We start from the raw sequence: 15,046 nt of genomic DNA, 5'->3' as shown, positions 1-15,046 counted from the left end.
ACGATTCTGTCAGCCACCTGGCAAGGGCTTGCAGGCGGCACAGGCTGCGCGCGCCACCGGCTCGGGTCGTACGCTCAGGAGGACATGTCTACCTTGCGCCTGGTCCCCGGTACCCCTGACGCGGTGCTCTCGGCCCTGGCCGCGGTCCTGGACGGCTCGGGTACGCCGTTCGCGCCGCTGCCTGACGATCCGGCCGCTGCAGCACGCGCCAGGCAAGCCATCGCTCCGGATGAGCCGCTGGAGGAAGACTGCGCCGTCGTACTGACCACCTCCGGCTCGACCGGTGAGCCGAAGGGCGTGCTGCTGTCCCGGGAGGCGCTGATCGCCTCCGCGACCGCCACGCACGACAGGTTGGGCGGAGCCGGCCAGTGGCTGCTCCCGATGAAGCCCTACTTCGTCGGCGGCCTGCAGATCCTCACCCGCTCCATTTTGGCCGGTACGACGCCGGTGCTGGCCGGTGACGACTTCGTCACCGCCGCTGCGGCGATGACCGGCGCCCGGCGCTACACGGCGATGGTCCCGACACAGCTGAGCCGCTACCTGGACACCGCCACGGATGCGCTGCGCAGTTTCGACGCGATCGTCCTCGGGGGCGCGCCGATGGGTCCTCAGCTCAAGGCCCGGGCCGCGGACGCGGGCGTGACCGCGATTCCGGCGTACGGGATGACCGAGACGGGCAGCGGCTGCGTGTACGCCGGCCTCCCGCTCGCCGGCACCGAGCTGGCCCTGGACGACGGCCGCATCCTGATCAAGGGGCCGACCCTGTTCTCCGGTTACCGCCTGCAGCCCGCGCTGACCAAGGAGGTGCTGCAGGACGGCTGGTTCCGCACCCAGGACCGTGGCCGCTTCACCGACGGGCGGCTGGAGGTGATCGGCCGCCTCGACGACGTGGTGATCTCCGGTGGCGTGAACGTGACTCTCCCGGCGGTTCAGGCCCGGCTCGTGCAGCATCCCGGCGTACGCGACGCTGCCGTGCTCGGCGTACCGGATCCGGAGTGGGGGAGCCGGGTGGTCGCCTTTGTCGTCGGCGAGGTGGAGCCGGCGGAGCTGCGGGACTTCGTGGCGGAGGCGCTGCCGCGGACCTGGGCGCCGCGGGAGGTCGTCCAGCTGGCCGAGCTGCCGATGCTCGCGTCCGGCAAGGTCGACCGGCAGCGGCTGCTGGACGGTGTCCGGTGATCACCTACTCGCTCGGCCTCAAGAACAAGTTCCGTGGCATCACCGTCCGCGAGGGCATGCTGTTCGAGGGCCCGGCCGGCTGGGCCGAGTGGAGCCCGTTCCTCGACTACGACGACGCGACCTGCGTGGCCTGGCTCCGGGCAGCTCGTGAGGCGGCTGTCGGCGGCTGGCCCGTTCCGGTACGGGACGCGATCCCGGTGAACTGCACTGTGCCTGCTGTAGGTCCCGAGCGAGCTGCCGAGATCGTCCGAGCCTCCGGCTGCCGTACTGCGAAGGTGAAGGTCGCTGAGCCGGGTCAGACCCTGGCGGACGATCTGGAACGCGTGGAAGCCGTCCGGGACGCACTGGGCGCCGACGGCCGGCTCAGGGTGGATGCGAACGGCGGCTGGTCGGTCGATGAGGCGGTGCGGGCTCTGAAGGACCTGTCCCGCTTTCGGCTGGAGTACGTCGAGCAGCCGTGCGCCTCGGTGGAGGACCTGGCCCTCGTACGACGGCGTACCGACGTACTGGTCGCTGCTGACGAGTCCATCCGGCGAGCCGAAGACCCCCTGCGCGTCCGGGAGCTGGAAGCCGCCGACATCGCAGTACTCAAGGTGCAGCCGATTGGTGGAGTCCGGGCGTGCCTGGAGATCGCTGAGCAGATCGGACTGCCGGTGGTGGTGTCCTCCGCGCTGGAGACGTCCGTGGGGATCGCTGCTGGAGTCGCACTGGCCGCTGCGCTACCGGAGCTGCCGTACGCCTGCGGACTGGCGACTGTCGCCATGTTCACTGGGGAGGTGGTCGACGAGCCGCTGCTGCCCGTCGACGGCTTCCTGCCGGTCAAGCGGGTCGTTCCTGATCCGGCGCTGCTGGCTGCTGCCACAGCGTCACCCGAGAGAGCCGCGGTCTGGGAAACCAGGCTGGCCAGAGTCGAAGAACTGAAGGGAAGTGCGGGATGAACCCGTCCACGGCGTTCGCGACTGTGGTGGTCGACGAGCTGATCCGGTCCGGCGTCCGGGAGGCCGTGCTGGCGCCCGGTTCACGCAGCGCTCCACTGGCGATGGCGCTGGCGGCTGCGGACCGAGAGGGCCGGCTCCGCCTGCACGTCCGCGTCGACGAGCGTACGGCGGGCTTTCTGGCGCTCGGGTTGATCCGAGGCACTGGACTGCCGGTGCCAGTGGTCACCACGTCCGGCACTGCGGTGGTCAACCTGCACCCAGCCGTGCTGGAGGCATCGCACAGCGGTCTGCCGCTGATCGTGCTGAGCGCTGACCGGCCGCCGGAGCTCCGGGGGAGCGGGGCGAACCAGACGACCGACCAGCTCAAGGTGTTCGGTGGCGCGGTCCGGATGTTCCACGAGATGGGTGTGCCGCGCCAGGAGGTGGGTCAGGTCGCCTACTGGCGTTCGCAGATCGCCCGGGCGGTCTCCGTCGCCGTCGGCTTCCGCAGCAACGAGCCTGGACCGGTCCAGCTCAACTGCCCGCTCACCGAGCCCCTGGTGCCGACCGACGGGCCTGACTGGCCGGAGCCGCTGGACGGCCGCGCCAGTGGTGCCTGGACGGCGGTGCGAGCGGCCGGTGGTCAGCCATCCGCGATCTCGCCCGGGCCGAAGACCGTCGTGGTCGCCGGCGACGGCGCCTCGCAGGCTGCCCGGTTGACCGCGGAGGCCGGCAACTGGCCGCTGTTCGCCGAGCCGTCGAGCCGGGCCCGGATCGGACCGTCGGTGGTCTCCGCATACCGGTTGTTGCTGGGAGCAATTCCGCTGGCGGACGAGATCGAGCGGGTGGTGGTGTTCGGGCACCCGACGCTGTCCCGCCCGATCACCCGGCTGCTGAGCCGGGCGGACGTCGAGGTGGTCGTGGTCGCGCCGACCGGTTCGTGGCCGGACGCGGCCCGCCGCGCGGCCACCGTGCTCACCGGGGTGGAGGTCACCGCCGCCGACGAGACCGACTGGCTCGCTCGCTGGCAGCACGCGGACCAGCTGGCCCGCCCCGCGATCGACAAGGTGCTGGCCGGGCAGCTCACCGGGCCGGGCATCGCCGCGGTCGTGGGCGAGGCCGTCGGCGCCGACGGGATGCTCGTGGTGGCCTCGTCGAACCCGGTGCGCGACCTGGACCTGGCCCCCGTCGTACCGATCCGGACCGTCGCCAACCGCGGGCTCGCCGGAATCGACGGCACCGTGTCGACGGCCGTCGGCGCGGCGCTGGCGAACGGCGGTGCGACGTACGCGCTGGTCGGCGACCTGGCGTTCCTGCACGACGCCAACGGGCTGGTGATCGGCCCGGCCGAGGCCCGGCCCGACCTGCGCATCGTGGTGGTCAACGACAACGGCGGCGGGATCTTCTCCACCCTGGAGCAGGCCGGCACGACCGACTTCGAGCGGGTCTTCGCAACGCCGCACGACACGGACTTCGCCGCTCTCGCCGCCGCCACCCGTACGCCGTACACGCTGGTGACGACGCTGGACCAGCTGCGGGCCGCGCTGATCCGCACGGTCGCCGGCGTGGACGTCGTCGAGGTGCGGCTGCCGCGACCGACGACCCTGCACACCGAGCTGCAGAGCGCGGTGAACCAGGCAGTCACCCAGCTGTAGCCGGGACCTTCCGCCGGACCTTCTCCGGGACCTGCTTCGAGGCCTCTTCTGGGACCGGCTGGAGGGTGCGGAGGTGGCCCAGCAGTGTGCCGACCACCAGCAGGACCAGTGAGGTCGTGACCAGGATCGGGACGACCGCGCCGCGCAGCGACGAGTTGAGCGGCGCGGCGATGGTGAGGATCAGGCTGACTCCCACCAGCGCGGTGATGAGGCGGCGGCCGGGCCGGGCAACGGCGAGAAACGGCAGGCACCACAGGAAGTACCAGTCGTGCGCGGTCGGTCCGAGCAGCACGACCGCGAGCATGGCGATGCCGACAGCGCGAGCTGCCTGGTGGATGTGCGAGCGCAGACCGAGTACGGCGATCAGGCCGAGGGCGGTGAGGATGCCGAGCAGCCGGACGAGCTGAAGTGCCTGCACGGCCGCGTCCTCAGCGCCCAGCCAGTCCAGCAGACCGGAAGCGCCCATGCCGATCAGATTGGCGATCGACAGTGGGGAGCGGACGAGTCCGGGCACATCGAGGGCGCCCAGCCAGCCTGAGCCCACCCCGGTGAGCTCACCGATGGTCACCAGGGTCAGTACGGAAATAGCTCCGGCTATCGCCAAGCTGGCGAGACGCTGGAAAGCCCGGCCGGCCAAGGGACTCATCACAGCCGCGATGGCGATGACAACGAGGCCACCGGGTGCCTTGACGGCGGCCGCGGCACCGGCGATCACCGCGGCCGTGCCCCAGTGACCCCTGAGGGCCACTGCGAAGGCGGTGCACGCCAGGCCGAGCATCAGCACGTCGTTGTGTGCTGCGCCGAGGCCGTGGGTGATGAGGACCGGGTTCGCCACCACCAGCCAAGTCGCGATCGGCGGGTTGACCCGGCAGGCGACGGCGATCCGCGGTACCGCCCAGGCGATCAGCACGATGCCCAGCACAGCCAGAGCCCGGTGAGCCAGCATCAGCACGTACGGGTCGAGGGTGAGCCGCGCCGCCAGTCCGCCGTACGCGAGCGGCAGCGGACCGTACGGCGCGGGCGTCGCCATCCACATCGGGTCGACCGCCTCGACCACAGGTCCGGTGAGAGCGCCCGGGCCGACGGCGTACGGGTCGAAGCCCTCGGCGACCAGTGCGCCCTGGGCGGCGTAGCTCCACGCGTCCCGGCTGAACAGTGGCGGCGCCAGCAGCAGCGGAACGCTCCACGCGACCGTCAGCGGGATCAGCCGATGCCGGACGCCGCTCAGCACCTCCCGACCGACCGCGAGCCAGGCCCACACCATCAGTCCGAGCCCGAACACCATGAACGCCAGCCCGGTCATCCGCCCGGCCAGCGAGTGCCGCAGCACGCTCGCGACCGGCAACGACGCCACCCACGACGACTGCGGCACCACCGACGTCACCAACGACGACGCCGCGACCACGCAGGCACCGATCAACCCACGCGGCAAGGGCGACGGCACACGCATGCCCGCACGCTAACCACCCAAGACGACCCCCCGATGAACCCCAGAAGAAACCAAACCCCCACCCCCCACCATTTCGGGGGAGAACCGGCCAACTTGCGGGTTCTCCCCCGGTGATCCCGGGGGACAACCCACAAGTTGGCCGGTTCTCCCGGGATATGGGGGAGGGGTCAGGCGGATTCCTTGCGGAAGGTGCGGGCGCCGACGGCCAGGCCGACGGCGGTCAGCAGAACCACCCAGAACAGGCCCCACAGCGACGAGCTGCTGCCGATCTCGCCGCGGAACAGCGCGCGGACTCCGGTCACCACGTGCTTGAGCGGGCTGATGTCGGACAGCCGCTGCAACCAGGTCGGTCCGATCTGCATCGGCAGCAGGATGCCGGACAGCAGCAGCAAGGGCATCGCGATGCCGTTCAGCAGCGGCGCCAGCGCGTCCTCGCTCTTGGTGATCAGCGCCACCGAGTACGACAGCGAGGCGAAGGTCGCGCCGAGCAGAGCCACGATCACCAGCGACAGCAGTACGCCGTCCCACGGTGCCCGCAGCCCCATCGGCACCGCCACCGCGAGCAGCAGGATCGACTGGACCACCAGCACGACGACGTCGCGCAGTACGCGACCCGCCATCAGCGCCATCCGCGAGGCCGGCGTCACCCGGTCGGCCTCGATCACGCCGGCCCGGTACTCCGCGATCAGGCCGAAGCCGACGAACATCGCACCGAACATGCCGAGCTGCACGATCAGGCCGGGAATGAACACCTGGTACGCGTTGCTGGTCGCGCCCTCGCTGATCTGCGCGGTGATCGGCTCCAGCAGCGGGCCGAACAGGAACAGGTACAGCAGCGGCTGGCTGAGCATCAGGATCGACCACATCGGGTTGCGCAGCGAGAGCCGCATCTGCCGGTGGAAGACGATCCAGGTCTCGGTGAGCACGGTCACGCCACGACCTCCTTCTGCTGCTCCGGCGCCAACGCCGGTTCGTCGGTGCCGGCCGGGGTGTCGTCCCGCAGCGAGCGACCGGTCATGGTCAGGAACACGTCGTCCAGCGTCGGGCGGTGCACCTCGACGCCCTGCAGCTCGATGCCCTCGGCATCGATCTGCCGGAGCAGGCCGGGCAGCACCGAACCGCCGCGCGGGACCCGGAAGCCGACCACGTCCGCGTCGGTCTCCACCTCCACGGCGCCGTCCAGGGTCTGCACGATCCGGGTCACCGCCGGGGCGTGGGCGCGGTCGGCCAGGCTGAGCCGGACCGCGTCGCCGGAGACCTGCTGCTTGAGCGCCTCCGGGGTCCCGGCGGCGACGATCCGGCCGTGGTCGATGACCAGGATCCGGTCGCAGAGGGCGTCCGCCTCGTCCAGGTAGTGGGTGGTGAGGAAGATCGTCGCGCCGCGTCGGCGCAGGCCGCGGATGTGCTCCCAGAGGTTGGCCCGCGCCTGCGGGTCCAGGCCGGTGGTCGGCTCGTCCAGGAAGATCAGCTTGGGTTCGTGCACCAGGCCCATCACGATGTCCAGCCGGCGGCGCTGACCGCCGGACAGGGTCTTGCACTGGCGCCGCCACAGGCCCGGCAGGTCCAGCTCGTCGAACAGCCGCTGGCCGTCGGCGGTCGCCTTGGCCTTGCTCACGCCGTACAGCCGGGCGTGGTCGACCACCTCGTCGCCGGCCACCGCCTCGGGCAGGGTGGAACCGCTCTGCGGCACGTAGCCGATCCGGCGGCGGACGCCGACCGGGTCCTTGGCCAGGTCGCAGCCGGCCACCGTCGCGGTGCCGCTGGTCGGCGTGATCAGGGTGGCCAGCATGCGCATGGTGGTGGTCTTGCCGGCGCCGTTCGGGCCGAGAAAGCCGACGATCTCACCGTCGGCGACGTCGAGGTCCACTCCCTGCACGGCCTGGACCGGGCCGCGCTTGGTCTTGAAGGTGCGGACGAGTCCGCGAGCTTCGATCATCATGCCGATCAGGATCGATGATCAAGTTTGAATAGTCAACGTTGATTAAATGCGGGATGAGCTGCCCGGGAGGTCGCGTCGTGGGCTGACCCAGGTGCCGGGCCGGGCACGCGAGCAAGCTCGCAGAAGAAGATGGGGGAGATGGCGGCGGGCGTCGGGCTGCGGCGAGCCCGGCCCTGTTCCGGTTTGCACCCGCCTGGCCTGGCCCGGCCCGGCCCCTGCCTGTCCAGGCAACTTGTGGGTTATCCCCCCGAATACAAGCGGGTGGACCCACAAGTTGGCGGGTTATCCCCTCAGCTGGGGCGGCTCGGTGGGGGGAGAAAGCGGGGGAGGGGTCAGTGGAGGGGGTGTTGGTTCAGGGGCCCTCGTCGGGGAGGGTTCGCCAGTGGGCGGCGACGTTGGGGTCGGGGGTCCAGTCCGGCGGTTCGCCGGCGAAGCCGTAGTCGCCGGCCAGGACGCGGTCGCGGAAGGCGCGGGTCCACTCGAGCTCGCCGCGGTCGCGGGCGTCGGAGATCCGCAGCATCTCGAGCACGTGGTTCGGCGTACCGGGGTCCTGCAGGATCTGGCGCTCGTTGAACGGCTGCGCCTTGGCTCGCTGCTCCAGCTGCGTGATCCGCGACTCCAGCGCCGCGACCACCTCGTCGCGCCGCAGCGACCACAGGAAGCTCAGTGCGGCCTGCATCCGGTCGGGCCGGAACCCTTCCACCGTCCACAGCGCCTGCCGCAGCAGGGCGAAGTACTCCTTCTCGCCGTCCGCGGTCAGCTTGTACGACGTCCGGCCGGGCTTGTGGCCGGCGCCCTCCTCGAGCTCCTGCAGGAGGCCGTGCTTGGCGAGCGTGCGCAACCCGGTGTAGATCGAGCCCGGGTTGATGTTCGCCCAGTGCTGCACCTCCCAGCTGAGCAGCTCACGGCGCAGCTGGTACCCGTAGGCCGGCTGGAAGATCCGCACGACCCCGAGCAGCAGCAACCGCGTGGTGGACATGGACGCAGTGTAAATCTCGCGCCGCTGAACGCCACCCGGGCTAGCGTTGTCCCATGGCGACGCGTGTGACGAACGACCCGGCCGAGTTCCGGACGACGGTGTTTCCCTTTCTGGAAAGGGATCCGGTGCTGCACACGGTCATCCTGAGCAACGTCGACCAGCGCGCCGGGGGCGACCACCAGCCGGAGGCCGGGGAGGGCGTTTACGTCTCGGTGCACGACGACACCGGTCAGGTCGTCGGCGCGGCGATGCGGACGCCGGGCCGCGGGGTCTACCTCGGCGGGCTCGCCGAGCAGTACGCGGCCGAGGTCGCCGAGGCGTACGCCGAGCACGTACCGGACCTGCCCGGCGTCGGCGGCGCCCGGCCCGCGGCCGACGCGTTCGTGCAGCGCTGGACCGAGCTGCGGGGCGCAACGGCCACCGAGTCCCGCAGTACGCGGCTGCACCGGCTCGAAGAGCTGGTCCGGTTGCAGGCCGACGGCGGCCCGCGCCTGGCGACCGAGGACGAGGCGCAGCTTGCCGCCGAGTGGGTCGCGATCGACTTCGGCGACGAGCTCCGCGACACCCTCGCCTGGGCGGAGGGCAAGATCAAGCAGGGCGCGCTGTGGTTCTGGGAGGTCGACGGGATGACGGTGAGCCTGGTCGCGCACCAGCTGCCGGTCTTCGGCGTCTGCCGGGTCGGGCCGGTCTACACACCCGACGAGTTCCGCCGCAACGGCTTCGGCGGCGCGCTGACGGCGTACGTCAGCGGCGAGATCCTGGCCGCCGGGCACCAGGCCTGCCTCTACACCGACCTGGCCAACCCGACCTCGAACAAGATCTACCGGCTGGCCGGCTACCGCCCGGTCGCCGACTTCGTGGAGCTGGAGTTCGGGTGAGTACGCCGTACGTCCGCGTGACCGGTGATCCCGGCGAGTTCAAACAGACGGTTTTCCCTTTCCTGCAACGGGATCCGGTGCTCAACACGGCCCTGCTCAGCAACGTCGAAGGACGCGTCGACGGCCTGATGTACGACCCGGCACCGCCGGTCTTCGTCTCCGTCCACCGCGACGAGGAGGTGATCGGGGCCGTCGTCTGCACCGCCCTGCGCGGGGTGATGCTCGGTGATCTCGCCGTCGAGCTGATCCCGGCCGTGCTGGCCGCCGTCCTGGACTCGTCGGCCGATCCGGTGCTGGTCGACGGTACGCCGGCCGTGGCCGGTGCCTTCGCCGACCAGCTCGCGGCTGAGCTGGGCCGCGACCTCACCGAGGACCGCCGGACCCGCCTGCACGAGCTCGGCGACTTCGTCCCGCTGGAGGCGCCCGGCGAAGCCCGGCCGGCGACCATGGACGACCTCGCCGACGCGGCCCGGATGATCGGCGGCTTCGGCGCGGACATGGGCGGCCGCCTGGGCGTCGAGGAGGAGGAACGCTGGGCCCGCGGCCGGATCGGTCACGGCCAGGTCTGGCTCTGGCAGCACGACGGCCGCGCGGTCAGCATGGCCGGCCACCACGGGGACGTCTTCGGCGCCGACCGGATCGGCCCGGTCTACACCCCGCCGGCCGAGCGCGGGCGCGGATACGCGGGCGCGCTGACGGCCCACCTCAGCCGCCATCTGCGCGCCAACGGCTCCCGGGTGTGCCTGTTCACCGACCTGGCGAACCCGACGTCCAACAAGATCTACGCCCGGATCGGCTACCGGCCCGTCACCGATTTCGTCCGCTACCGCCTGAGCTGAGCGCGGTACAAGGCGATCTGCAGCCACGCGATCGCCACGGCCGGTACGGCGGAACCTGCCAGGATCTCCACGTCGGACAGCTCGCCGGTGAGCAGCATGAGCAGGTTCCGCCGGAGCAGCAGGCCGTCCGCACGCTCCACACCGCGCTCGGCAGCCCAACGCAGTACGGCGGTGAGCGTGGTCTGAAGGTCCTCCGTGGCCAGGTCGACGACGTTTCCATGCACAGTCGCACCTGTCCCTGGCAGGACCGGCATTTGCTCCGGATCGGCGATCCGAAAGGTGATTCGCGCCGGCCGGGTCGCGGCGAGCTGGGCCGGCGTCCCCAGGCCGACCACCCGACCGCGCCGCAGAATCACCAGCCGGTCGGCCCCGGCGGGTGAGCCGCTCGGCGCTGATCACCGCTGACTGATCCATCCCGCCCAGCTTCGCCGCCGAAGCGCCACCCGCGACCCGCCGATGTCACCGGTGCAGATGACAGATGTCAGTTGACCTCGAGGGACTCCCCGGGGGTGAGGCCGTGGTACGGGCGGGACTCGTCGTCGAAGAAGCGCTTCAGCAGGCCCTGGCCGATCGGGCTGAGCAGGGCGTCGTGGATGCCGACGAGCTGGGTCGCGGTGACGGAGCGGGCGTACTCGACGGCCGGCGGCAGGGAGAACCACGGGCCGGAGATCGGCACCAGGTTGGTGTGCACCTGGCGGTCGGGCCGGGTGAACGAGTCACCGGGGTGGTAGACCGCGTCCTCGACCAGGAAGCCGACGTTCTCGCACGGAACACCCAACTCGGGAAGGATGATCGCGTGGTCCTTGCCATAGGCATGGATCGCGAAACCGGCGGCGTCGAAGGCCTGTCCGTGCGCGACCACGTGCACCCGCTCGCCCAGCTCGGTGAGTTGAGCGGCGACTCCGGCGGTGGTGTAGACCGGCGCGTCCAGCGCCTTGATCCGCTGCACGTCCAGGTGGTCCGGGTGCTCGTGGGTGACCAGCACCGCGTCGGCGGCCTCGAACACCGCGTCCTCGCTGAACGAGCCAGGATCGATCAGCAGCACCTTGCCGTCCTTGTCCAGCCGGACACAGGCGTGCGTGTACTTCGTCAGCTTCACGGGCGGATTCCCAACGTCGGCTTCGCGGTCAGACGCCCAGTGCGTCCCGCATCGGCACCAGCTTCGCGTTCGACTCGGCCAGCTCGGCCTCGGGGTCGGAACCGGCGACGATCCCGCAGCCGGCGAACAGCCGCATCCGGGCCGGGTCGTCGGGGTCGGCCTGGCCGCAGCGCAGCGCGATGCCCCACTCGCCGTCGCCGGCGGCGTCCATCCAGCCGACCGGGCCGGCGTACCGGCCGCGGGACATGCCCTCGATCTGCTCGATCAGGTCCCGGGCCACCGCGGTCGGCGTACCGCAGACCGCGGCCGACGGGTGCAGGGCCGCGGCCAGGCCGAGCGCCGAGGCGCCGTTCGCGGCCACGCCGGCGACGTCGGAGGCGAGATGCATCACGTTCGGCAGGTGCAGCACGAACGGGGTCTCCGGCACGTTCATCGACTTGCAGTGCGGCTCGAGCGCGTCGGCCACCGAGCGGACGGCGAACTCGTGCTCCTCCAGGTCCTTGCTGGACCGGGCCAGCGAGGCGGCCAGCGCCAGGTCGTGCGCGTCGTCGCCGGTGCGGCGGATCGTGCCGGCCAGCACCCGCGAGGTGATCAGGCCCTTCTCCCGGCGGACCAGCAGTTCGGGCGTGGCGCCGATCAGCCCGTCGACGGCGAACGTCCAGCAGTTCGGGTACGCCGCCGCCAGCCGCCGCAACGGCCAGCGCAGGTCGATCGGGCCGACCGACTGGGCGATCAGGTCGCGGGCCAGCACCACCTTGTCGACCGCGCCGCCGGTGATCCTGGTCACCGCGTCGGCCACGATCGCCGACCACGCGGTGCCGGACCGGGCGCCGTCGGCGAAGGCGATCTCACCGACCGGGGTCGGCTCGTTCACGGTCAGTTCCGGGGGAGCGGCCAGCGAGCTGGCCGGGGAGACGGTGGTCACCCAGGTGGTGCCGCCGCGCCGGCCGACGATCACCTCGGGCACCACCAGCTCGCTCGGGTCGTCGTCGGTGAAGCCGAACGAGCCGAAGCAGACCAGCCCGGAGCCCGGTACGCCGATGTCGTCGCGCACCACGGCCGCGCCGGTGAGTGCTCTCCACCACTGCTGGGCGGTGGCGAAGCGGTTGCTGCCGGCAACGTCGAGCCGGGCGGCGACCCCCCAGCCGGCCAGCCCGTCGCTGCGGCGTACCCAGGCCAGTCCGCCGTGCTCGGGCAGGTGGTCCAGCAGGTGCTCGGACACGTCCGCGACCGGATGGCTGCGAACCACCAGGTGCGGAACCGCCTCGGCACCGGCGTGCACCGGGTCAGGCAAGCTCACGACGATGCTCCTCGCTGCTCGGCTCCCTCACGGCATGCAAGCGTATGCCTGCTCCCCAGCCGGCGGATTTCGGTGCCGGTCCTGGCCGTGACCAACCAGACAGCGGGCCCGTGACCGCGGACGGCGGGCCCGTGATCAACTAGACAGGTGACCCGCGCTGATCTGACCAAACAGCCCGAGGCCGTCGCCGCGATGTTCGACAACGTGGCCGAGGGCTACGACCGCACGAACGCGGTGGCGACGATGGGGCTGGAGAAGCTGTACTGGCGGCCGCAGGCGCTGGCCGCGATCGCACCGCGCCGGGGGATGCGGATCCTCGACCTGGCCGCCGGCACCGGCGCGTCCAGCGTGAAGCTGCGCGCGGCGGGCGCCGAGGTGGTCTCCTGCGACTTCTCGGTCGGCATGCTCCGGGTCGGCAAGCGCCGTAACCCCGAGCTGGACCTGATCGCCGGTGACGCGCTGCGGCTGCCGTTCGCCGACGAGAGCTTCGACGTGGTCACCATCTCCTGGGCGCTGCGCAACGTGAACGACGTCACGCTGGCCCTGCGGGAGATGCTCCGGGTCACCCGCCCGGGCGGCCGGCTGGTGGTGCTGGAGAACTCGCACCCGACCTGGAAGCCGTTCCGGATCGGTTACCTGGAGTACATGATGCGGGCGGTTCCGGTGGTCGCGAAGGCGGTCTCCACCAACCCCGAGGCGTACGAGTACCTGGCCGAGTCGGTCCGCGCCTGGCCGGCCCAGGCGCCGCTGGCCGAGCTGATCGCGCGGTCCGGCTGGTCGAAGGTGGAATGGCGCAACCTGACCAACGGCCTGGTGGCCGTTCACCGCGCCGTGAAGCCGGTTTAAATACGCAACGAAGATCGCGCGTAAATAGGTAGCGGAGAAGGGATTCCGGGCCGGTTTCGCGTCCTCGTCAGGCAGTCCTAGACTGTCCGTTGACCAGGCCTCGTGAATCCCTTCACTAGGGGATTGCTTCCACGAGGGCCGGAGACCACAGCCCCAACTCCAGGCCGGGATGAGATGAGCCAGAGCGCGCCGCACAGGCAGCAGGCCGAGACCGCTGATGTGATCGTCGTCGGTGCCGGACCCGCAGGCTCGGCTGCCGCGTACCACCTCGCCACCGCGGGGCTGGACGTCCTGCTGCTGGAGAAGACCGCGTTCCCGCGCGAGAAGGTGTGCGGCGACGGTCTGACCCCGCGCGGCACCAAGCAGCTGATCAACATGGGCATCGACATCTCGCCCGAGGCCGGCTGGATCCAGAACTACGGCCTGCGCATCCAGGGCGCCGGGCACGTGCTGCAGCTCGACTGGCCCGACCTGGCCAGCCACCCGAACTACGGGCTGACCCGGAACCGGATGGACTTCGACGACCTGCTCGCCCGGCAGGCGGTGAAGGCCGGCGCCCGGCTCAAGGAGCGGACCAACGTCACCGCCCCGATCCTGGACGACAAGGGCTTCATCGTCGGGGTCACCGCCAAGCCGGTCGACGACAACGGCCGCCGGGCCGGCGCCGACCTCGAGTTCCGCGCGCCGCTGGTGATGGCCGCCGACGGCAACTCCTCGCGGCTGAGCGTCTCGATGGGGCTGCACAAGCGCGACGACCGCCCGATGGGCGTGGCCGTGCGCACCTACTTCACCAGCCCGCGCCACGACGACGACTACCTCGAGTCGTGGCTGGAGCTGTGGACCGACGACCCGCAGAACCCGGGCCGGCGCAACCTGCTGCCGGGTTACGGGTGGATCTTCGGGATGGGTGACGGCACGGTCAACGTCGGCCTCGGCATCCTGAACACCTCCGACGCGTTCGGCAAGGTGGACTACTCCGACCTGCTGAAGCAGTGGCTGAAGAACACGCCGGAAGAGTGGCAGTTCCGCGACGAGTTCCAGACCATCCCGATCCGGGGTGCGGCGCTGCCGATGGGCTTCAACCGGCAGCCGCACTACACCCGCGGCCTGATGCTGCTCGGCGACGCCGGCGGCATGGTCAACCCGTTCAACGGCGAGGGCATCCCGTACGCGATGGAGTCCGGGGCGTTCGCCGCGGAGGTGGCCGCCCAGGCGCTGCGCCGGCAGCCGAACCAGCGCGAGCGCGCGCTCTCGGCGTACCCGAAGGCGCTGAAGCAGGAGTACGGCGGGTACTACACGCTCGGCCGGGTCTTCGTGAAGCTGATCGGGAACCCGGAGGTGATGCGGCTGTGCACGAAGTACGGGCTGCCGCGCACCACGCTGATGAAGTTCACCTTGAAGTTGCTGGCCAACCTCACCGACCCGCGCGACGGCGACGTGATGGACAAGATCATCAACGGCCTCACCAAGGTCGCCCCCGCGGCCTAGAACGGCGCAGTGCGACGGGGCGAGTGACGTGAGCCACAGCGGTACTGATACCACAGTGCTGACTCGTTACAGGTAAATCAGGCGGCAGGACGACGCAAGAAGGAGGGAGCACCGACCGATGCACCCTTACGTACCGATCCTCGTTCTCGGCGTGCTCGCGGCGATCTTCGTCGCGGGCACCTTGGTGACGAGCGCGCTGGTAGGCCCCAAGCGGTACAACCGGGCCAAGCTCGACTCGTACGAGTGCGGGATCGAGCCGACCCCGCAGCCTGTCGGCGGTGGCCGCTTCCCGGTGAAGTACTACATCACCGCGATGCTGTTCATCGTCTTCGACATCGAGATCATCTTCCTCTACCCGTGGGCGGTCGCCTTCGACCAGATGGCGCTGTTCGGGTTGATCGAGATGGTCATCTTCATCGCAACCGTCTTCGTCGCCTACGCCTACGTCTGGCGTCGCGGCGGACTGGAGTGGGACTGACC

At 70.7% G+C, this 15,046-nt stretch carries 15 protein-coding genes; 8 read left to right on the top strand and 7 right to left on the bottom strand.

The window, feature by feature from the left end; genetic code table 11:
- Nucleotides 1-84 precede the first annotated feature (84 nt).
- Genes menE through menD form a run of 3 tightly spaced genes read left to right on the top strand, consistent with a single transcriptional unit; the run spans nucleotide 85 to nucleotide 3,748 of the window.
- Entirely contained in the window at nucleotides 85-1,176 is a 1,092-nt protein-coding gene (menE, locus tag KFLA_RS31350; RefSeq protein ID WP_012923867.1) for an o-succinylbenzoate--CoA ligase, read from the top strand.
- The gene (locus KFLA_RS31345; protein ID WP_012923866.1) at nucleotides 1,173-2,114 is read left to right on the top strand and encodes an o-succinylbenzoate synthase; all 942 of its coding nucleotides are present in this window, start codon (nucleotides 1,173-1,175) and stop codon (nucleotides 2,112-2,114) included. Before menE ends, KFLA_RS31345 begins: the two co-directional genes overlap by 4 nt.
- Complete coding sequence (gene menD, locus KFLA_RS31340) at nucleotides 2,111-3,748, top strand: 2-succinyl-5-enolpyruvyl-6-hydroxy-3-cyclohexene-1-carboxylic-acid synthase (RefSeq protein ID WP_012923865.1); 1,638 nt, start codon at nucleotides 2,111-2,113, stop codon at nucleotides 3,746-3,748. Before KFLA_RS31345 ends, menD begins: the two co-directional genes overlap by 4 nt.
- Here the strand turns inward: menD and mptB are convergent.
- From mptB to KFLA_RS31320, 4 genes are all read right to left on the bottom strand, one after another.
- Entirely contained in the window at nucleotides 3,735-5,198 is a 1,464-nt protein-coding gene (mptB, locus tag KFLA_RS31335) for a polyprenol phosphomannose-dependent alpha 1,6 mannosyltransferase MptB (protein WP_012923864.1), read from the bottom strand. The genes menD and mptB overlap by 14 nt on opposite strands.
- Nucleotides 5,199-5,365: 167 nt before the next feature.
- Entirely contained in the window at nucleotides 5,366-6,130 is a 765-nt protein-coding gene (locus KFLA_RS31330) for an ABC transporter permease (RefSeq protein WP_012923863.1), read from the bottom strand.
- Nucleotides 6,127-7,137 carry an ABC transporter ATP-binding protein gene (locus tag KFLA_RS31325; RefSeq protein ID WP_012923862.1) on the bottom strand — a complete coding sequence of 337 codons (1,011 nt, stop codon included), beginning with the start codon at nucleotides 7,135-7,137 and terminating at the stop codon, nucleotides 6,127-6,129. Before KFLA_RS31325 ends, KFLA_RS31330 begins: the two co-directional genes overlap by 4 nt.
- Before the next feature lie 352 nt (nucleotides 7,138-7,489).
- Nucleotides 7,490-8,116, bottom strand: a complete 627-nt coding sequence (locus tag KFLA_RS31320) for a PadR family transcriptional regulator (protein WP_012923861.1) — start codon at nucleotides 8,114-8,116, stop codon at nucleotides 7,490-7,492.
- Nucleotides 8,117-8,169: 53 nt separating this feature from the next.
- On the opposite strand from KFLA_RS31320, the gene KFLA_RS31315 reads away from it, so the two are divergent.
- Nucleotides 8,170-8,994 (top strand): GNAT family N-acetyltransferase, encoded by an 825-nt coding sequence (locus tag KFLA_RS31315; RefSeq protein ID WP_012923860.1) that lies wholly within the window; start codon nucleotides 8,170-8,172, stop codon nucleotides 8,992-8,994.
- A complete protein-coding gene (locus KFLA_RS31310) occupies nucleotides 8,991-9,833 on the top strand; it encodes a GNAT family N-acetyltransferase (protein WP_012923859.1) in 843 nt (280 codons plus the stop codon). Before KFLA_RS31315 ends, KFLA_RS31310 begins: the two co-directional genes overlap by 4 nt.
- Here the strand turns inward: KFLA_RS31310 and KFLA_RS37665 are convergent.
- The 3 genes from KFLA_RS37665 to KFLA_RS31295 form a co-directional block, all read right to left on the bottom strand.
- The gene (locus tag KFLA_RS37665; RefSeq protein ID WP_148256782.1) at nucleotides 9,818-10,057 is read right to left on the bottom strand and encodes a hypothetical protein; all 240 of its coding nucleotides are present in this window, start codon (nucleotides 10,055-10,057) and stop codon (nucleotides 9,818-9,820) included. The two genes, KFLA_RS31310 and KFLA_RS37665, sit on opposite strands and share 16 nt — an antisense overlap.
- A gap of 257 nt (nucleotides 10,058-10,314) precedes the next feature.
- On the bottom strand, nucleotides 10,315-10,932 hold the full coding sequence (locus KFLA_RS31300; protein WP_012923858.1) for an MBL fold metallo-hydrolase: 618 nt from the start codon (nucleotides 10,930-10,932) through the stop codon (nucleotides 10,315-10,317).
- A gap of 28 nt (nucleotides 10,933-10,960) precedes the next feature.
- Nucleotides 10,961-12,232: an isochorismate synthase gene (locus tag KFLA_RS31295; protein ID WP_012923857.1), complete on the bottom strand. Its 1,272-nt coding sequence runs from the start codon at nucleotides 12,230-12,232 to the stop codon at nucleotides 10,961-10,963.
- 147 nt (nucleotides 12,233-12,379) lie between these two features.
- On the opposite strand from KFLA_RS31295, the gene KFLA_RS31290 reads away from it, so the two are divergent.
- The 3 genes from KFLA_RS31290 to KFLA_RS31280 all read left to right on the top strand — a co-directional run bounded on the left by KFLA_RS31290 (nucleotide 12,380) and on the right by KFLA_RS31280 (nucleotide 15,044).
- Nucleotides 12,380-13,078, top strand: coding sequence for a demethylmenaquinone methyltransferase (locus KFLA_RS31290; protein WP_012923856.1), 699 nt, complete (start codon nucleotides 12,380-12,382; stop codon nucleotides 13,076-13,078).
- A 174-nt stretch (nucleotides 13,079-13,252) separates the two neighbouring features.
- On the top strand, nucleotides 13,253-14,566 hold the full coding sequence (locus KFLA_RS31285; protein ID WP_012923855.1) for a geranylgeranyl reductase family protein: 1,314 nt from the start codon (nucleotides 13,253-13,255) through the stop codon (nucleotides 14,564-14,566).
- Between the two features lie 118 nt (nucleotides 14,567-14,684).
- Nucleotides 14,685-15,044, top strand: coding sequence for an NADH-quinone oxidoreductase subunit A (locus KFLA_RS31280; RefSeq protein ID WP_012923854.1), 360 nt, complete (start codon nucleotides 14,685-14,687; stop codon nucleotides 15,042-15,044).
- The last annotated feature ends 2 nt before the right edge of the window (nucleotides 15,045-15,046 follow it).

Origin of the sequence: Kribbella flavida DSM 17836 (assembly GCF_000024345.1) — a bacterium.
GTDB lineage: Bacteria > Actinomycetota > Actinomycetes > Propionibacteriales > Kribbellaceae > Kribbella > Kribbella flavida.
This window is presented reverse-complemented; position numbering and strand designations above follow the sequence as displayed.